Below are 19565 nucleotides of genomic sequence, written 5' to 3'. Positions count from 1 at the left end.
ATCAGCCCCCTCATGGGGGCTTTTTATTATCAATTCCCTTTCCTCCCCTTCACGCCATCCCAATCCAACCCAAACTTGGCGAGATATTTTCGCAGCCTATCCGCATCATTGGGCTGTTTTTTATGTTGCCGCGAAACGGCAAATAGCTCGCGCCCCGCTTCGGAAAGGGAAGCTGAACGGCGACACACTTCAAGTACCGTTGCCAACTGTTGCTTATCGAATAAATCAATTTCACCAATTTGCTGTGGTAATGTATTGGTTGATTTTGTTTGCCATTGGGCTTGCAAGCGGCTAATTTCCTCTTCGGCCACCGCTTTGGTGATACGCCCTCGTTCGGCGAAGGTCGCCATTCGGCTAATCGAGGCGCCCAGTTCGCGGAAATTACCACGCCACAGGGCCCGCGGGGAACAAGCAAACTTCACATACACACTGCGGGCTTCGCTATCAAAGCGGATTTGGCTTTGCTGATCTTGGCAAAACTTAGCTAATTCATAATCGATATTCGGTTCGATATCTTCACGCCGTTCTTTTAACCCCGGTAAGGTAAATGTCCACATATTGATACGGGCGTATAAATCTTCGCGAAACTTGCCTTCCTCGACTTGCTCTGCGAGGTTACGATGCGTCCCTGCGATCAGTTGAAAATCACTGTGGATTTCATTATCTGCACCAAAAGGAAAAAAGCGTTTTTCTTCGATAGCTTTCAGTAGCATCGCTTGCTCATCAAGGCCTAGCTCCGCAATTTCATCGAGAAATAAAATACCGCCATCCGCTTCTTTTAATAAACCACCTCGTGCATTTAACGCCCCAGTAAAGGCCCCTTTTACATGGCCAAATAGCGTCGACATCGCATTATCACCGCGCAAGGTGGCACAGTTGACCTCAACAAATCGCCCTTTGACTTGATGGCGGCTTTCGCGCAATTGATAAATACGTCGTGCCAAGAACGATTTCCCTGCCCCTGTCGGGCCATTGAGTAAAATCGGGGCTTTTGAACGTAATGCGACTCGCTCAATTTGCTCGATCATAGTGTTAAAAGCAGTGTTTCGTGTAGCAATGCCTGACTTTAAAAACGAAACCTGCTGTTGCTGCTCTTTTTGAAAACGGCTGGTGATGTGAGTATAACGGCTTAAATCAAGGTCAATCACAGTATGAATGCCAATAGGGTCTTTTTCTCGCCCTTTCTGGCTCGGTGACGTTTGAATTAATTTGGCAGGTAAATAATGGGCTTCCGTTAATAAAAACCAACAAATTTGTACCACATGGGTACCCGTAGTGATGTGTACCAGATACTCTTCGTTATCAGTATCAAATTGATAATGCGAAGAAAAATCCAACAATGCGGTATACACCTCTTCGAAATCCCACGGGTCTGCAATATCCACTTCATGAAGCACCACTTCGGTATTGGGAGAAGCTTGTTCAATATCCTCTTTCACCCGGTGCGCCATGGCATAGTCATTCACCTGATGCAGCAGTTCAAAACGACCAATATCCAAACCAGGCTGTTGGCAAAGCCCAACCGTTGGCCGCCATTTTGTCCAGCGATTCGCTTTTTTACCTCGCCTATCAAGTACAGTACCTAATACGCCAATCACAACCTTATTTTTTTCGCTCATATTATTTATATATATTTATAAACTACGATATAAAAAGATAATAAATAGCATAGTTCATTTACCACGCTAATGTTACCCACTTTTCTCTTAAATTTATTTTTTAGTTATTTATCAAATAGATAAAAATATTTATTTCATTATTAAAAAAGTTGGCACGCTTCTCGCAATACTATACTCATCCACTGCCGGAGATTGTCTGAACTTTGCGTTCAACCGGTACAGACATGGTGGCTTAGCCACTGCATGGTCTGTATGCCGCCGTCAGGAAGATGTTCCGTGATAACTGGTTCATGCAGGTTCGATTCCTGCCATCACTCAACCTTATGTCTCCAAACATAAATAAAAAGCCGTAGCAGTTAAGCGGCACACCGCCACCCGAGAACTTAATTGGGTAGCGAGCAGAAATTTAGACAGCTCGATAAAGCGCTCTACTTTTCCCCTCGCCACTTCATCATGTTCTTCGCTGGCGGATAACGAAAATAACAAGGATAAAATAATGAAAAAAATAAATATCGCTCAAGGACAAATCGCATTGACCTCTAAAAATGGGGATTTTAAACAATTACTGACTGCGGGTGAGCACCGTTTAAACGATTGGTTTAATCAATTAACTGTGACATTGTTCACGCTCGATAATGAGCCCATTGATGAAAAACTGGCTGAGCATTTACGCCAATTTCACCCTGTTTGGGTTGATGAGCACTGTATTGACATTGCTTTAGCTGATGATGAGATTGGATTTGTTTATTTACATAATAGTTTGACCGAAATATTACCACCAGCAACCCGTCGGTTGTCTTGGAAAAATGGCAATAACTTAAAGGTAGAACTGCAATCGCTAGAAAATAGTGTGATTGACTCTGCATTCATGCCACGTTTGATGGGTAAAAAACGTATCAAAGGTAGTGAATGGGTACTGATTAGCCAAGTGCCTGCATGGCATGTCGGAATGCTAAAAATTGATGGTGAGATCCAAGATTTATTACAACCGGGCACTTACGGTTATTGGAAAATCAACCACAAACCGGAAGTTGAGATAATAGACACGCGTTTACAGTCATTAGAAATCAGCGGACAAGAGATTTTAACCAAAGACAAAGTTACACTGCGGATCAATCTGTGCGCTAACTGGCGCTATCACGATGTTTTGCTGGCGTTCTCAAAATTGAGTCAGCCTATAGAACATTTATACCGTGAATTACAGTTTTCCATACGAGAAATCGTAGGGACTCGAACCTTAGATGAACTATTAGAAAACAAACAATTAGTTGATGAGATGATGTTAGCTCAAGTCGCGCAATGTGTGGCTGAATTTGGCTTAGAAATCGATAGTATCGGTGTAAAAGACATCATTTTACCGGGGGATATGCGTACCATTTTATCCCAAGTTGTCGAAGCCGAAAAATCGGCACAAGCGAACGTGATCCGCCGTCGCGAAGAAACCGCCGCGACTCGCTCACTGCTAAATACCGCAAAAGTGATGGAAAACAACCCTGTCGCGCTGCGTTTAAAAGAACTTGAGACCTTAGAAAGCATCGCACATCGAATCGACCAAATTTCTGTTTACGGCGGTCTAGACCAAGTATTAAACGGATTAGTAAAAATTAAGGAATAAAAAATGATAAATAATAAATTCAACGAATTAATTCAAGAAAATGGCGTATCAGTAAAAATGTGGACTAACGGTGTACCCGTTGACCCTAAAGCAGTAACCCAGTTGCAAAATACGGCCAAAATGCCATTCATTTTTAAACACCTTGCTGTGATGCCTGACGTACATGTCGGGAAAGGTTCAACCATTGGGAGCGTGATCCCAACCAAAGGGGCGATTATCCCTGCGGCCGTAGGCGTGGATATTGGTTGTGGAATGATTGCCGTGCGAACGTCCTTAACAGCATCGGATTTGCCAGATAGCTTGCAAAACATCCGTTTTGCTATTGAAGCGGCTGTCCCGCACGGTCGAACCACACATCGACATGGACGTGATAAAGGGGCTTGGCATCGTACACCGGATATTGTCGATACCCACTGGGCGCACTTGGATGAAGAATTTAAACGTATTTGTGATAAATACCCAAAACTGCGTCAGACGAACCATTACAACCACTTAGGGACATTGGGAACCGGAAATCATTTCATTGAATTATGTTTGGATGAGCAAGACCGTGTGTGGGTAATGTTACATAGCGGCTCACGCGGAGTGGGGAATGCAATTGGTAACTTGTTTATCACGTTAGCGCAAAAAGACATGCAACAGCATATCGCTAATTTGCCCGATAGAGATCTGGCTTACTTTGAAGAAGGTAGCGTGCATTTTAATGACTATATGGAAGCGGTCGGTTGGGCGCAGGACTTTGCCCGCCATAACCGTGAAGTGATGATGCACCGCGTATTAGAGGCGCTGTCACGGGAAATTCCAAAACCATTTACGACCCAACAAGAGGCCGTAAATTGTCACCATAACTATGTGCAAAAAGAGCAGCACTTTGGTGAAGAAGTACTGGTAACCCGAAAAGGCGCAGTATCCGCTCGAAAAGGCCAAATGGGGATCATACCGGGATCTATGGGTGCCAAAAGTTTTATCGTGCGCGGTTTAGGTGACGAAGAGAGTTTTTGCTCCTGTAGCCACGGCGCAGGACGTGTAATGAGCCGAACTGAAGCCAAAAAGCGTTTCTCAGTCAGCGACCAAAAGATGGCTACCGCTCATGTGGAATGCCGAAAAGACAGTGATGTGATTGACGAAATACCGATGGCGTACAAAGACATCGACGCGGTTATGGCTGCGCAATCATCACTGGTAGAAATTGTTCATACCCTGCGCCAAGTGGTGTGCGTGAAGGGGTAAATATAAAAAATAACAGGAGAAAGCATGGAAACTGACCATGAAAGTGTATCCGTGCTAATGAGAGAACGGATAGGAAAAACACTCAAAGAAATAGAAGAAACTCATCACGTTAAAATACTGTTTGCGTGTGAGTCCGGAAGTCGCGGTTGGGGCTTTGCCTCCCGCGACAGCGACTATGATGTTCGATTTATCTATGTTCACAAACTTGATTGGTACCTAACACTGGATAAAAAACGCGATGTGATAGAAAAGCCAATTGATGATGAGTTAGATGTATCAGGTTGGGAGCTATCTAAGGCACTGAAATTAATGCGAAACTCAAACCCTGCATTAATCGAGTGGTTGCACTCGCCAATTGTGTATTATAAAGATGAGGCATTTTTTGCTCAACTGGAGCAACTGGCAGCACAATTTTATTCGCCATTAAAGTCATGTTATCACTATTTATCAATAAGTAAGCGCAATTTACATACTGATTTTAAAGGTGAGCGCGTTAAATTAAAAAAATATCTTTATTTATTACGGGCGGTATTAGCTTTACGTTGGATAGAAGCAAGCAAGAGTATGCCACCAATGGCATTTTCTGAATTAGTCGCGGCCACAGTCACTGATAGCAAAGTTCTTGCAGAGATAGATGAATTGCTGGTTATTAAGCATCATGCGGTTGAAACCGATTATGGCGCGAGGCGAGCCGCTATTGATAGGCTCGTTCTGGAAGCTATCGCCAATGCAGAGCGAATGCAATTTCCGGAGCCAGCTTGCCGTGACAGCCGATTATTGGATGACTTTTTCCGTAAAACGGTGTTAGAAAATAATTAACTAATATTTTTCAAAAAAATAGACCATCAGAAAAATTTTGACGGTCTATTTCTTTAATAATATTAAATAATTAACAATAAAACTTATTGCCACCCGGCTTTTTATAAATGAGAGTTTGGATCCTGTGTATGATGCAATACCGCTAGCACTTCAATGCCTTCAAGCGCTTTTCGATAATAAATGATGTGACTTTCAACAGGGAAGCTAAAAACGCCCAAATATAAATCTTCACTACGGTCACGGCCAAGAGATGGCTGGTTCGCGAGTATATCCGTCATTGTCACACGTAATGTATTCGCATAAGCCTCAGCAACATTAGCTCCCCACCTGCGCAGAGAATACAGCTGAATTGAGCGGATATGTCCTTTCGCTTTATGAGTAAACTTAACGCTCATCCTTAAGCCTTATTTTCAAGTTCGTCCATAGCTAACGGGGCAAATACATCATCAATGCTATGAAGTTCACCGCGTTCTGCTTGCGCAATAGATTCAGCCAAAACCGCTTTTAAAGCCTGTAATTTTAACTGCATTAGCTGATCATATTCATCTGGAGAGATAACAACAGCAACGCGCTTCCCATGCTTACTTATTTCAACAGGTGCACGCTGAACTTTCATCAACAAATCACCAAATTGATTTTTAGCAACTTGTGCGGGGATCGTTTCCATACATCACCTACAATATAAAATGGCTTGATTAGCTATTATAGCTAAAATAGCTTAAATAACCAGCAATCCAAAAAATCACGTGTCTTGAACTTCCCGTAGTTTGGGCAAAAAAATAGACCATCAGAATATTTTTGATGGTCTTTTTTCAAAGGCAATGTCAAACACGAAAGAAAAACTAATTTATCGCCAGTTCGGGTTTTTGATAATGGAATATTTACCCGCACCTAAAAATGCTAATGCAATGCCACCTAAGAAGAAATACACAATACTTTCAATCGCCCATGCGCCAGTTTTATCGAGCAAGAATGTTTTATCTAGCCCAATCATCAGCCATGCAACCACCATAGTGAAGGCAACTAATAATGCAGATGGCCGAGTTAAAATCCCTAAAATAATAAAAATAGGGGCAACCACTTCGCCTAAAATGGTTCCATAAGCGATAAACTCAGGTAACCCATAAGAAGCTAATAGCGCTTTAATGCCACTCGCCCCTGTCATTAATTTGCTCATGCCATGAAACAGCATGAGCCCACCCACTGCAAGCCGTAATAACAACCTGCCAGCATCTTCATGGGACAACAAACGATTTAATAAATTGACCACTTTATACCCCCTCTATGGATATCCAAAAGCATCATCAAGTAGTATGGCTTAAAAATGCATTATGGCTCATAAAGGTAAAGTAAGAATCATTTTAATTTGCATTTATTATAACTAAATCAATTTTCATTTAATTAAAATTTGTTAACTTTTCACCCATTCAAATATTACGTTTAATTAACCATTTAACCATCAAAAATACTGAATTAATATGATAAACATGACCTCACAGTAACCAGTGTTAATTCCGTTAATGCGTTATAAAATGGGCTACATGTTGTTCGATTTAATTGCTGGTAAAATTGCGGTAACCAATTCCCCAAGTGATCATTCAACAGCTCTTTTAATGCAGCCTCCCTGACTTGTGAAGCCAAAACTGCTGCTTGGAATAACATTAAACCAACATGGTCAGAGGGTTCTGGATAACGCGTCTGAATTTTTAAACGCTCTCGTTTTAAAAACTCACTCAAGGCCACCGTGGAGGAGCCCTGCAATACCCCTTCAGGGTCGAGATATACCGAGCCCCATGGCGGGGCCGGTAATGCTTCGGGACCAATAAACAAATCTGTCCATTGAGTGTGGAGTACCGCAGCATCGATGTTTAGCGACGCCGAGATACGCTCACTAAGCTGCGCACTGATCTTACAAGGCCATTGCGATGCAAAGTCATTTAACTTGAAAAAGCTTATCGCATAACGGCTTGCATCATCATTTGGTGAAAATAAATAGCACGTGCCTAAGATATTAAACGCCGCTGCGTAGTGTGAAAAATGGATCATGAAAAAGATAATTTCCTAAGCAATATGCGGTTATTTATCAATGGATCGTATAAAAACAGTAGCGCAGCATAAATTCAGCAATCATGGCAGCCGCACACCCCACCACTAAATATCCTTTGCTGCTCGAAGACATAACCCCACTCGCACTCTGTCGCATATGGCGAAATAATCCATACCCCAATACAATCACCGACAATATTCCAACAACCCAGCTTGTAATACGCAGCGACCAAATCCCTTGGTAAGCACCGATAGAGTCGATAGGAAATGTAATCGATTCATTATTATAGCTCGTGCTAACTAAGTAGCTTTCATAGGCTGGTTGATAAGCTAAACGGACTAACAAGCTAATACCAATCACGGCCCACAGTATCCATAACCCGCGAGTTGAAACTTGCGCCGCTGGCGAACCTGCATGAAAACGTAATAACAAATTGATTAATAAATAATACCCAGCGGCTCCCGCAGTTAACATCGTGCCGTAGAACATCAAATAGGTATTATCATTCATCCACGTTAACATTGATGTATAACGATAAATTGAAGCCATGGCATATACATCACACAGCCCAGCGATAATCGCTAAACCAAGTAACAAATATGACAGCTCCTTTTTGAACCAGAGCCATAGAAAGGTCAGCCCAAGAAAAGCAAAATAGGTCGCAGTGAAAACCACTTCACGACTTAACCATGATGAAAAAATATTCAACAAGGAATTAGGCGCATTCAAAGGAACCCCTAAGTGGGTAATTGAAGACAACAAACCAATACCCGCGAAAACACAGGCGACAAACACATACCGCAACAAAAATTGTGCATTAACTTTACTGCCCAACGCCGCTGATAATTTTTTTGCGAAAAGCGCTAACATCACACTCAACCCAATGGATGTTTGCATTAAAAATGTGAATAACAATAGTGGCCATTCATTCATTTGACTTCTCCTTGAGAGTTTTGAGTGCGGCCGGCCCCTTGGTGCGGGTGGATCACTAAATTTGGATGCGTAATCGATGAGTCCGGTAACCCACGAACATCCGCCAGCTCGCCATAACGTTCTCTTAATTCATCTATCGGGCCAAACTGAATGGCCCCTAATGGACACGTGGCGACGCAGACGGGTTGCTCACCTTTGAGTTGTAGGTCGATACAAAAATCACATTTCGACATTTGTTTGGTTTCAGGGTTCATTTGCGGTGCACCATAGGGACAAGACCACGCGCAAGTTCCACACCCCACACATTTATCTGTGTTGACCATCACGATACCGTCCCCTTCACGTTTGTGCATGGCTGTCGTTGGACAGTTTTTCACACACATTGGGTCGGCACAGTGGTTGCATGAAATGGATAACGTATAGGCAAAGACGTTATTCACCAGCCCTCCAGTGCCGTTTTCGATAAACTCACCGCCTGCGACTTCATATACACGACGATACTTGCGACCCACATCGAGGTTATTTTTATCTTTGCACGCCACTTGGCAGGCTTTACAACCTGAGCAGCGTGCAGAGTCGATATAAAAACCAAGCTGTTTGCTGCTTACCGCGGGATAAACGTGAAATTGACTCATGCTTTGCTTACCTCCACCAATAAGGTTTGATGGGCATTTCCGTGTGCCATTGCTGTGCTACGGGCTGATGTTAAAACGTTAGCGCAACCGCCTTGGTCAACGCCATTTTCGTCAGGTTGCCACCATGCTCCTGCCTGTAAAGCCACCACGCCAGGCATAATCCGCTGAGTAATTTTGACGGGTACCATGGTGATACCGCGGTCGTTATTCACTTTGACTCGCTCTCCATCCGTAATATTTCGTCGTTTGGCATCGATGGGGTTGATCCACAACTCTTGGCGCTGCACTTCTTGTAGCCACGGGTTCGCAAATTGTGTTGAATTGGCACGATTACGGCCTTTCCAAGTAATTAATTGCAATGGATAACGTGAAACTAGCTCGCCTTCTGGCCCTTCAATGGCGGGTACATAATGAGATAGCGCAGGGATCTCCACATCATTACGCTCATAGAGGCGCTGAGAGAAAATCTCAATTTTTCCAGATGGCGTTTCAAACGGGTTATTATCGATGTCGTTGATATTTTTCTCAAAAGCGACATGACCAACATGGGGTTTATGTTTTAACAAATGGCGACGTTTAACCAATAACTCATCAAAGGTAGGAATGCCATCTTCTGGGCGCTTTTGGTGGGCATCGTTAACTAAATGCTCAATCCACTCTTTCTCTGTTCGACCTTCACTGAATTTCTCACCAACCCCAAGTTTATCTGCAACCTCTCGCAACCACTCATAGTCACTACGGCGCTCAAATTCAGGCTCAACGACTTTTTCAGATAAAATAATATAATCACCGGTTCCCCATGTGCCCCCCACATTCCAACGCTCTAAGAAACTGGTTTCAGGCAGTAAAATATCGGCATACTTGGCGCTGGGAGTCATGTATAAGTCGCTATAAACGATAAACTCGACTTTACTTTCATCTTCCAGAACATTAGCCGCATGCAAAATATCGGGGTTCTGGTTAGTCATATAGTTACCCGCTAACGAAAAAATCATTTTGATTTCGGTATCGAGTTTTTCTGCGTTTTTTAAACCATTATTTGGCGTCACAAGGTCTTTGTTTTCACAAGCTTGTACCCAATTGGTGATATTGATTTTTGCTTTGACTGGGTTTTCAAATAAGCTAGGCCCCGCTAACGTTTTACGTAAATCAGGGGTGACAGCCACCCCATAGCCCGCAGCCCAACCCCCTTTCACGCCTACATTTCCGGTGATGGTAGCTAACAGCGTGGCACCTCTTGCAGAGCGTTCACCACAAATATGGCGCTGAGGGCCCCAACCTTGCATTAACGCTGCAGGTTTTGTATTGGCGTACTCACGAGCCAGTTGACGAATGGTATCCGCGGGCACTTTCGTGATGGGTTCCGCCCATTCAGGGGTTTTCACGACCCCATCTTTTTTTCCCATTAAATAAGCCACTAATGACTCATTTTCAGGGATGCCTTCAGGCATCTGGTGCTCATCAAACCCCAAGGTGTATTTATCGATAAAGGCCTGATCATGAAGCCCTTCGCTGATGATCACATACATCATGGCATCCATCATCGCGTTATCTGTGGTCGGTAAAATAGGGATCCACTGGTCGGCTAATGACGATGCGGTATCCGAATAGCGCGGGTCAACCACAATAAACTTGGTGCCATTTTTTTTCATTTTTTGAAAATAATGATTAGTATGGCCAAAAATGGTTTCGTTCGGGTTATGTCCCCACAAGATCACCAATGGCGTATCTTCGAGTGTGTCTAGCGTGCTACCGCTGGCCGACGTGCCATAAGTATAAGGCGTGACCGCCATGGTATTGCCGTTGCTCACTGAATGGTAATTTTCCAGAAAGCCACCTGTGATATTAAATAGCCGGCGTAGCATATTGGCACCGGAAAAAATTCCCCCCGTTACCCCAGTACTAAGGCTAACAAAGCGTGATGCAGGGCCATATTGTTCGTTAATTCGCTGCATGTTGTCGGCAATCAGTGTTGTCGCCTCTTCCCAGCTAATGCGTTCAAAGCGCCCTTCACCACGCTTACCCACGCGTTTCATTGGGTATTTCAATCGATTCGGGTGATAAACGAATTTGCGATAACTGCGGCCACGCACGCAAGCGCGCATGATTGGCATCTCTTCGTCTAAATCGGCATCTGGACGGGTACTAATTCGTGTTACCACGCCTTCTTTAACATGCGCTCGAATATCACATTTTCCACCACAGTCAAAACTACTGCAGGTCGAGACCACACGCTCACCGTTATTTTGCAGCGTTGTGGTTGGGATAATATTCGGGTTTTCTGGTGTCGATGCGACCGTGTTTGTGGCAATAAATGGGACAGCCATGAGTGCAGAGCTGCCTTGAATAAACCGACGACGGGTTAGGGGGTCAATCAAACTCTTGCTATCCGCCTGATCGTGATAATTTTCCATGATAACTCTACCTCTGGCATACATTAGGTTGCCGCGCTAGAGTAATCATTTCCCTGCTTGCCAACTTTCGAAAAACCGCCAAACACATTGGAATTTCAGCCAACCATGAAAAACATGTGGTTATATCAATAAAAATTGCCTATATTCAGAAAATAGACAATAACTTTTGAATATCAGCCAAGAAAATTACTATGCGAAATATTCCTCTAAAAACGGTCGATACAATTCCGCGTGATGTTTTAGCTATCGGCACTGATTACCTACCAAACGTGCTGCTTGATTCTCACGTTCACCGCCGCGCCCAGTTTCTATATGGTGCGACAGGCTTGATTGAAGTGAGTACAGCAGATGGCGAATGGGTCATACCACCTGATAGTGGTGTTTGGATCCCCTGTAATACGCCTCATGAAACACGCATGTTGAATGTCAGTACGCGTAGCTTATACATTGAGCCCAAAGCCGCTCCACGTAGGGGAAGCAAATGTGAAGTGCTCAGGGTTTCACCCTTACTTCGTCAGCTATTGCTTGAAGCGGTTGATACCCCAATTGAATATGATTTAAATGGCCGTGATGGTGTGATGTACCAGTTGATTTTGCATGAAATTGCACAAGCAGAACCCCTGCCTTTCTACGCCCCAATCCCACGGGATGAACATTTAGCCCAATTGTGCCGGGAATTCCTAAAAGCCCCACAAATCACCTCATTACCACAGGAATGGGCGGCAAAACTGCACAAAAGTGAGCGTTCATTTAGCCGTTTTTTTGGTGCTCAAACAGGGTTATCTTTCTCTGACTGGCGCCAGCAAGCTTGTTTATTAAGTGCGATTACCCACATTTCTGCGGGTAAATCCATTACCGAGGTCGCATTCGATTTAGGCTACAATAGCGTTGGGTCTTTTTCGACCATGTTTAAAAAATGGTTAGGGCAAAGTCCATCCAGCTTTATTCAGAGAATTGGTGGATAATATCTAACCATTCAAAAACTCCATTTAATCAAATGTGGCGATTAACCATGCAGACCCTTGATAGCTTCCTGCGTCTGCATTGCTGCCTTGAATACGACTACGTATCTGAATAGTACGATCTGACTGAATCCCCACACGAATGTCTGTGCCTGTCGCCCCAGTTTGCTCATCCACAATGTCTAATTGACTGTAAATTGTTCTATTTGAAGCATCTTTCATCGGCAAACGTTTTTGTGGATCACCATCTGTGGCATAGTCTAACCGTAACCTTACCTTCGTTAAGGCAGCAAATTTGCACGTGTATCTGATACTTTCCGTCACCAAGCTATCGTAATAAATACTACTTAATTGTCCGTGTCGCAAATTGACTGTGCTAGCCTGCCCTGAGCTCGTTTGCGTGGAGCACATTGCTTTCACATTTAACTGGGAAGCGGCAAGACGCATTGGCACTGTTGATTCAGATAAAGGCCAGCTCTCAAAGGAAGGCGCTGTTTTAGGTTCAGTAAAAGCGCGAACATAGCCTGCTAAATCCATTGCAGGAATAACCAGTTTTCCATCAATAATTTGCTCATTAATAAAAAATGTAATAGTAACCGGAAATTGACTGGTAAACTCTTGAGCAGACCTAACAAGCCCCACATAAGCATATGAGCACATTCCTGCATCAATATTTATCCAATTTATTATCGGAGTTTCCACCGTCATCACTAAATTGTTATTGATCCGGTAGGTCGTTTTTCCGTCAATCGTGACTCCCGCAGAAGCCACATACATAAACAAACGATGAAATGCCTGTGACGAATGAATTCTTGTATTACTGCTTCCCCATCGTCTCCCAACACAGTCAACTAAGCCAGACACGCTCACTTGAGCACTAGTACCGTCAATAACAATAGGGTTTCCTACACGATAATAATTTTTGCCATCAGAGCCAACTCGTGCAATGGGTTCAATAACACTATTGCTATCGATCCGAATTGAATAACCTGAATTGGAATTTTGTATTCGGGGTGCATAGTCTGCATGAGCTTTCATTCCATACAAACTAAGAATGACTACCAAAAAATACATTAATAAGCTAGATGGTTGTTTAAAGAACTCTCTCCTCAAAAATAAGGGAAATGGTATTTTCACCATAGAGCAAGAAACCACCTGAAATAGGATTTGAAAATTAGACATAACCGATATTACCGCCTTAATAGTAAGTGACCGAAATCATGGCAATAGCACTAAATTTTCCAGCACGGAGTTGGCTCGCTGGTAGGGTACTAACGAGGTCAGCTTGTAAAATAATTCGCTGCAAAGTGGCATCTATTTGCTCTGGGAATATTTGCTGAATTTGATTAACTTCAAGTGGATGAGCCACACCACCAGTTATATTGTTGATATTAATACCAAGGCCATCAGTATCCGTTGATAAAATGTTTTTTCCTTGATAGACCATCGTGTTACTGTTTTTGGGGTTAATCATAATACCGAGCGCTTTATTCCAATTACAGCCAGTTAAATACAAAGGAAATGTATGGGATTGGAAAATATCATCAGAATTATGCGGTATATTAATCACCCCAAAATGGATTTTTAACGGCGTGCTGTTGTCTTCACTACGAAGATGACAGGCAGGGTCGACTAGCGTCGCACTAACATCAATTAAAACATCTGATTTAGCTATAAAAGAGAAGCATAAAAAACACAAAATAAATTTAGATAACCAATTGATTGTATTCATCACTCATACTCCAATGAAAAAGTCGCTGAGCTTGAAAAAAAGCCTTGTTTTGCCTCATTCAACGGGTTTTTACGGGCAAACACCCCAAATTCCAATTGTTGAGTCCCATCGGCAACCGTAACAGGCTCGACCTCAATTGATTGTTCCCAAACCACAAGTGTTCTTTGCTTATCAACCACCCCCAGCAGTACACCACTATCTCCATCTGTTCCAAGGTAACTTTGCCCCTCGACACTAACGCGTTTTGGGCTCTTCCAAGTAATCTTTATCATCTTATTGAGGTCAGACTGACTACATTTTTCAATCGTGATAAAAAAGGGGGTGATATCACTGGTAATGTTATTATTAATCGACTTCAACCGTATATTTTCAATTTTCACCTGCTTATTGATGGAATCAGCCGCTAACTGACAGGTTTTGTTGACTAAAATTCCGCTAAATTCCACATCTAGGCTATCCTTACACCAACCAAAGATAGGAAATACAAGGCTTAAAAGTAAAATTGCCTTACTCATAAACCACCTCCAACCGTAATAAATTCGATTTGTGCATTGAAACAGGGGGGTAAATGAGATTATTGCCATTTAATAGATTCATTTTCTCTATAGCCGTAACATTCCCATTTTGCACATCATAAAAACGTATTTGTGCGGGCGTTGTTTGCATTTTGTTGGCAGAAAAGGCATCGCCTGCGCCACATTGAGTCAGCATCACCGCTGAGGTTGATATTTTTAAGTGACAAGGTGAATTGAATAATTGAGCGCTGACTTCTAACCATCCACTATTTGAATCTTCATAATGCGATTCATTCACTGCAGTATGATTTAAAAACTCGCTCGCCGAAGCCATCCCGCCTATCGCGCCACTGATGACCATGCCGCTGATGAAAAATAGACCGATAAGCATATGTTTTATCAATGCATTACTCCTTCTATTATTAATGCTAGGCATATTTCCCGACTTAACTAACGTTCATCAACCACAGTGCAAACCTTTTGCTGACAACGAAAAGCCAAAGTCGGTTTTCCGCCATAGTCGTTGATATAGGTTAAATGTGGCTTTGTCAGCGGCTGAGAAACAAATTCTTGGGTGGATTTCGGCGGCACCATCACCACCTCAAATTGACTTTGTTCAGACTGCTTTTGGTTATTACCCAAACCAATAACCGTCAAATTGAAAGGTGTTGAATTATTGAGTTGATACCCTTTATTGGTTTTCATTAGTGTGACCTTATGTGCCCAGTTTGTTTCTGACTCGGCTAAAATGGACGGGGGCCGATAAAAAAGCTTCACCCGCGATTGCAAAGCAATTTGTAAGGTATTCGCATCATGAGATTTAGGCGGGACTTCTCGTAAATTAAAATAAAATACGGATTCCCTATCTTGCGGTAACTGACTAAGCAAAGGCGTCAAACTCAAACGAACTAAGCTTTGACTCCTCGGCTCGACACGCTGTAGAGGTGGCGTGGCTAATAACGCTCCTTTTATTAACTTGTTACCTTGCGGGTCTTCAATCCAACTTTGCGCGAGATATGCTTCTTCTGGATTATCATTGGTTATCTTGATATTGATCGATTTCGCATCCCCAGGGAAAATGATCCGAGTGCGATCCAAGGTCACTGCGGCATCAGTATTAAAAGACAATATTGGTATGACAAACAGAACTCTCATAATCCATTGATAATAGATATCTAACTTCCACATAATTAGCCTCATAATCATTTACTTGATGATGAATTAACTGAACGGAGCGCTTTGACTGAAGAGCATGGCAGCAATAACAAATCCGTAAGCCCATTTAATTTTTCAGGTAGAGATAACTCACACTGTGGCTGGTTATTCCAATACAACGCCAACTTTTCTTGAGGTGAAACCCCCACTAACCACGTCACACCACCTTCACCCACAAGCCCCAATTCTTGATTATTTTTATTACGTACACTGGCGCCAAAAGGCGGGTGCTTCCCATCCGACTGAACAAAGACAGCGAATAACTTTTCGCCTTTCATCACCGATAAACTGCGATAACCGATGGCACCTTTGGTTAACGTAATATCCGTTGAGGGATCGAGGCTTTCTATATCATCGGGTAACTGGCTGGTATTGATTGAAGCGGTAGATTTTCGATAACTATTCACATTGGGAATAACGGCCAATCCAAATGCATTGGTTTTAGTTACACCATTTTCGAGAGGAACCCCGCTCACCCCCGGTGTTTCAATCATAAGTCGTGTATCACCGTGCGCGGAGCGGTGTAAGGCCGCCCCTTTAGAGGTTAATGTGAGCCCACCATTTATTGATCCACCAATACTGTGGTACTGATCAGGTACATAGCTCGCATTTAGAGATGTACTTGCTTGAGAGATATCTCGTGAATAGAAACCACTCAAACTGACTTGGTTATCTATATTTTGCCCATGGTTATAACCAACGTTGATATTAAAATTATCCTGCTCCCCATAACCGCTATATCCAACCTGATGATTAAATTGGTTATTCCCTGCTGAGCGTGAGTAGAGTTCAGAGAATGTGACACTATGTCCACGAAATAACGGTACAGTGAGATACAGATTAATGGCATCATCTTCATTACCATTGTCTCGCTCTGTACGGCTCGCTGATAATGATAAATTTGCCGCATTTTGGGACAAAAGAGGGAAGTTTAAAGGCGCATTAACGTATAAACCGTATTGTGTTTGTGAGTCATGTTGCCAATATGTACTATATTGATAATTAAGAGAAATATTGAAATCATCGAAATATTTATTTAAATATAATTGATAATTTTCTTTTGCCGCCTGAACACTATAACCAACTCTGTCTTCATCCATAAACTGCGTCAATGTTCGGTATTCTTTGTCAGCAAATCGGTAACCTGCAAAGGTAATGTCAGTACGTAAATCATCGAAAGATTTTGCATAATTAACGCGATAAGAACGTCCTTGGCGTCTTTTATCTGAAAAATCGGCAAAAGATTGTGTGATATCAAAAGAAACCGCACCGATTGAAAAAAGATCTCGCCCTATTCCTAGCGCTGCACTTTGGTAATAACCATTAAGCTGGGTGCCTCCATATAATGACCATGCATTTGAAACACCATATGATAATTCACCACTTACAACAGGCTCCCCTGTTAAATGCCGATTGTCATAACGCGTCTTTCCCATAGCAGCCTTATAGATAACGCGTCCGGGACGTGTTAAATAAGGCAACGAGGCCGTACTGATACTAAACTTACTCTCTTCCCCATTTTCTTCGCGGACGGTCACATCTAAGACACCACGAATGCCGCTATCAAGAGTTTGAATACGAAATGGGCCGGGAGGAACTGCCGTTTCAGAAATAATGCGTTCTTGGCTGCGAACAATCACAATTGCATTCGTATTTGCAACACCAATAATTTCCGGTGCATACCCAACTAATTTAGGCGGCAGCATGCGGTCATCGCTTTCTAAAGAAAAACCGGTATATTGCCAAGATTCAAAAATATCCGAATAAAAATAATTTTCCCCCAACGTAAAGATTGAGGCACTCTCTTTCAAGGAGGTAAACGCATAAAGGCGAGTAAAATCAAAGTTATGTTTCTCTTGAGGGTAATCGCCCCGCTGCTTCTGATAAGATGTACTGTAATCACCCCGTAGGCGCCAAGCCCCCCAATTTACCCCAGTGACCCCATTACTTGATAAATAGATTTGCCGATGACTATCCGTTTCTTTGGTTGCAGAAATGTTCGCATTGTAATCAATAAATACACCACCTATTCCTTCCTCCCATAAATTAGCGGGTACCCAGTAAGGGTCGCGATATTCCATCCATATTTGTGGAACCGTCATTTTCAGCGACAATGTACTGAGCTCGATGGTTGTTTGAACCCCTGCTAACGCAGAAAAATCAAGACATTTTCCATTATGGGAAAGTGTCACTTTTTCCATCGACGAACGCTTTAAACCTATTAATTCAAGGACATCTGGTGGAATACAGATGGTTTGTGTGACTTGAGTTGATTCACCTGCGATTGGCTTATTTTCATAAACGGAGATATCACGGGGTGCCCCTAAACGTTGCCCATTAACAAAGAGAGTAAAGACATAATTTCCTGGTAGCGTATACCCAGCTACTGAAAACTGGCTCATATCAATATTCTGAATATCATCCGCATCTAAAACATCTGTATTAAATTCAGAGGCAAATACTTTGCATCCCATAAGACTCGATAACAGAAAAACAATACGCCAAGCCTGCTTCAATTTCGCGTTAATTTTGAACACCATGCTCTATACCATCCTCGCTATACCAGATTAAATGCAATAAGAGTGCATCTTCAAAATGAAGCGCATAAAAACGTATTCTTCGTGCGTGTTATTGGTAATCGATGAAAAAGCGGATCAGTCCGTAATAACGACCTGCTTGGATAGGTTGTCCAGTTAATTCCAGACGTAGGAAATAACGAAGGAAAAGGCTGTAGCCAGATTTATCTTGATGCAATACATTGTCAGATAATAAATAATCCTTATTAGGCTGTAATCGTCTTTTTGAATTATCTAATACCGAAATACCCACCCCTTCAGAAGCACCTTGCAATATAAAAGCATCAATGTATTGCGCACTTTGGCCAACAAAGCGTATCTTCCATGTTTTTAGATCAATGGTTGAATAAACACTACCACAGTCTTGTAGCTCAATAATAAAAGGTTGATCATGCATTTCTCGTTGCACGTTATTCGACACAGAAGCGAGAGCCAAAGAAGAAAAATCAATAGTTTGATAGCGGTTTTGCAATGATATTGAACACGGCGCATCAATGACGCTACCTTTAAGTAACGTTATTGCACTGACGTTGTAGGATTTAATACTTTTGCTGTCTGCATATGAATGAATACTAAAAATAAGCATGGCCAACAGTACTGTTATATCCATAGCCCTTTGATAACTGACCACGACACCCCCTCTACTGGCTCTCATTTAACCACCAGCCAATACTGGCGGTTAAACTGTTTAGTTATTGATAAGTAATACGAAAGTTTGTTACCGCACTGAACTTACCTTCCGATACACTTTTCGTCGTATCAACAGCCTTTGCTAACGCTTTGAAAGACAGCACGTTATCTCCCTTCTTATTAATAATGCGTGAGAACACATCTTTCGCTTTTCCAAATTCAAATCCATCAATACCAATTCCCACATTGTTGGTATTGCCTGCAGAAGTAGAAAGCAAAGTATTCGTTGCATCCGCATAGCTTTGGCCTGTAAACACTAACTCCATTGATTTAACAGCAATGGGTTTTCCTGCTGCATCGGTATCAAAATCAGCGAAATCACATCCCGTAAATTCAATATTAAATTTCACTTCAGCTACACGACCATTTTCCAACGCTCTACGAGATAACTGTCCAAAATCAATAAGTTGCTTGAGGGAAGATTGCGCTATATTACAAGGTGTACTCACAACGACACCTTCGAAATCAACTGTGCCTGTATTGTCTGCCGCAGAATTTGTTGATAAAAAAGTTGTCATCAATGCAGTGAAAATAAATAACCGAGATGATTTTGATAACTGGGG

At 42.4% G+C, this 19565-nt stretch carries 20 protein-coding genes; 4 read left to right on the top strand and 16 right to left on the bottom strand.

From position 1 onward, the window contains the following. Positions 1-29: 29 nt before the first annotated feature. A complete protein-coding gene (gene rtcR, locus M0M83_RS02495; RefSeq protein ID WP_248467545.1) occupies positions 30-1619 on the bottom strand; it encodes an RNA repair transcriptional activator RtcR in 1590 nt (529 codons plus the stop codon). A 496-nt stretch (positions 1620-2115) separates the two neighbouring features. On the opposite strand from rtcR, the gene M0M83_RS02490 reads away from it, so the two are divergent. Genes M0M83_RS02490 through M0M83_RS02480 form a run of 3 tightly spaced genes read left to right on the top strand, consistent with a single transcriptional unit; the run spans position 2116 to position 5283 of the window. Further along, on the top strand, positions 2116-3234 hold the full coding sequence (locus M0M83_RS02490) for a slipin family protein (protein WP_248467544.1): 1119 nt from the start codon (positions 2116-2118) through the stop codon (positions 3232-3234). A 3-nt stretch (positions 3235-3237) separates the two neighbouring features. After that, on the top strand, positions 3238-4464 hold the full coding sequence (locus tag M0M83_RS02485) for an RtcB family protein (RefSeq protein ID WP_213914037.1): 1227 nt from the start codon (positions 3238-3240) through the stop codon (positions 4462-4464). A gap of 24 nt (positions 4465-4488) precedes the next feature. Further along, on the top strand, positions 4489-5283 hold the full coding sequence (locus tag M0M83_RS02480) for a nucleotidyltransferase domain-containing protein (protein ID WP_248467542.1): 795 nt from the start codon (positions 4489-4491) through the stop codon (positions 5281-5283). Positions 5284-5384: 101 nt separating this feature from the next. Here M0M83_RS02480 and M0M83_RS02475 read toward each other — a convergent pair whose 3' ends face one another. From M0M83_RS02475 to M0M83_RS02445, 7 genes are all read right to left on the bottom strand, one after another. Beyond that, the gene (locus M0M83_RS02475; protein WP_213914038.1) at positions 5385-5678 is read right to left on the bottom strand and encodes a type II toxin-antitoxin system RelE/ParE family toxin; all 294 of its coding nucleotides are present in this window, start codon (positions 5676-5678) and stop codon (positions 5385-5387) included. A gap of 2 nt (positions 5679-5680) precedes the next feature. Beyond that, entirely contained in the window at positions 5681-5950 is a 270-nt protein-coding gene (locus M0M83_RS02470; RefSeq protein WP_125892888.1) for a type II toxin-antitoxin system Phd/YefM family antitoxin, read from the bottom strand. A 180-nt stretch (positions 5951-6130) separates the two neighbouring features. Further along, complete coding sequence (locus M0M83_RS02465; protein ID WP_248467540.1) at positions 6131-6553, bottom strand: DoxX family protein; 423 nt, start codon at positions 6551-6553, stop codon at positions 6131-6133. A 203-nt stretch (positions 6554-6756) separates the two neighbouring features. After that, a complete protein-coding gene (locus tag M0M83_RS02460) occupies positions 6757-7329 on the bottom strand; it encodes a molecular chaperone TorD family protein (protein ID WP_248467538.1) in 573 nt (190 codons plus the stop codon). Positions 7330-7366: 37 nt separating this feature from the next. Then, positions 7367-8263: a dimethyl sulfoxide reductase anchor subunit family protein gene (locus tag M0M83_RS02455; protein WP_213914045.1), complete on the bottom strand. Its 897-nt coding sequence runs from the start codon at positions 8261-8263 to the stop codon at positions 7367-7369. After that, positions 8260-8898, bottom strand: a complete 639-nt coding sequence (locus M0M83_RS02450) for a DMSO/selenate family reductase complex B subunit (RefSeq protein WP_248467536.1) — start codon at positions 8896-8898, stop codon at positions 8260-8262. The genes M0M83_RS02455 and M0M83_RS02450 overlap by 4 nt, the downstream gene beginning before the upstream one ends. Continuing rightward, on the bottom strand, positions 8895-11312 hold the full coding sequence (locus M0M83_RS02445; protein ID WP_248467534.1) for a DMSO/selenate family reductase complex A subunit: 2418 nt from the start codon (positions 11310-11312) through the stop codon (positions 8895-8897). The genes M0M83_RS02450 and M0M83_RS02445 overlap by 4 nt, the downstream gene beginning before the upstream one ends. A gap of 191 nt (positions 11313-11503) precedes the next feature. Between M0M83_RS02445 and M0M83_RS02440 the strand changes: the two genes are divergently transcribed. After that, positions 11504-12277 (top strand): AraC family transcriptional regulator, encoded by a 774-nt coding sequence (locus tag M0M83_RS02440; RefSeq protein WP_213914050.1) that lies wholly within the window; start codon positions 11504-11506, stop codon positions 12275-12277. Between the two features lie 24 nt (positions 12278-12301). Here M0M83_RS02440 and M0M83_RS02435 read toward each other — a convergent pair whose 3' ends face one another. The 8 genes from M0M83_RS02435 to M0M83_RS02400 all read right to left on the bottom strand — a co-directional run bounded on the left by M0M83_RS02435 (position 12302) and on the right by M0M83_RS02400 (position 19520). Further along, positions 12302-13312, bottom strand: coding sequence for an adhesin (locus M0M83_RS02435; protein ID WP_248467533.1), 1011 nt, complete (start codon positions 13310-13312; stop codon positions 12302-12304). Positions 13313-13472: 160 nt separating this feature from the next. Further along, positions 13473-14006, bottom strand: coding sequence for a fimbrial protein (locus M0M83_RS02430; RefSeq protein ID WP_213914053.1), 534 nt, complete (start codon positions 14004-14006; stop codon positions 13473-13475). Next, positions 14006-14521, bottom strand: a complete 516-nt coding sequence (locus tag M0M83_RS02425) for a fimbrial protein (protein WP_125892906.1) — start codon at positions 14519-14521, stop codon at positions 14006-14008. The genes M0M83_RS02430 and M0M83_RS02425 overlap by 1 nt, the downstream gene beginning before the upstream one ends. Next, a complete protein-coding gene (locus tag M0M83_RS02420; protein ID WP_248467532.1) occupies positions 14514-14924 on the bottom strand; it encodes a hypothetical protein in 411 nt (136 codons plus the stop codon). The genes M0M83_RS02425 and M0M83_RS02420 overlap by 8 nt, the downstream gene beginning before the upstream one ends. Positions 14925-14971: 47 nt before the next feature. Further along, positions 14972-15676 carry a fimbrial biogenesis chaperone gene (locus M0M83_RS02415; protein WP_248468410.1) on the bottom strand — a complete coding sequence of 235 codons (705 nt, stop codon included), beginning with the start codon at positions 15674-15676 and terminating at the stop codon, positions 14972-14974. A gap of 47 nt (positions 15677-15723) precedes the next feature. Continuing rightward, positions 15724-18276, bottom strand: coding sequence for a fimbria/pilus outer membrane usher protein (locus tag M0M83_RS02410; protein ID WP_248467531.1), 2553 nt, complete (start codon positions 18274-18276; stop codon positions 15724-15726). 88 nt (positions 18277-18364) lie between these two features. Beyond that, positions 18365-18967 (bottom strand): fimbrial protein, encoded by a 603-nt coding sequence (locus tag M0M83_RS02405; RefSeq protein ID WP_248467530.1) that lies wholly within the window; start codon positions 18965-18967, stop codon positions 18365-18367. Between the two features lie 37 nt (positions 18968-19004). Beyond that, positions 19005-19520, bottom strand: a complete 516-nt coding sequence (locus M0M83_RS02400; RefSeq protein ID WP_125892978.1) for a fimbrial protein — start codon at positions 19518-19520, stop codon at positions 19005-19007. Between the last annotated feature and the right edge of the window lie 45 nt (positions 19521-19565).

It is taken from the genome of Providencia rettgeri (assembly GCF_023205015.1).
GTDB lineage: Bacteria > Pseudomonadota > Gammaproteobacteria > Enterobacterales > Enterobacteriaceae > Providencia > Providencia rettgeri_E.
Note: the sequence above shows the minus strand (reverse complement) of the source record. Positions and strands in the feature narration are given on the sequence as shown.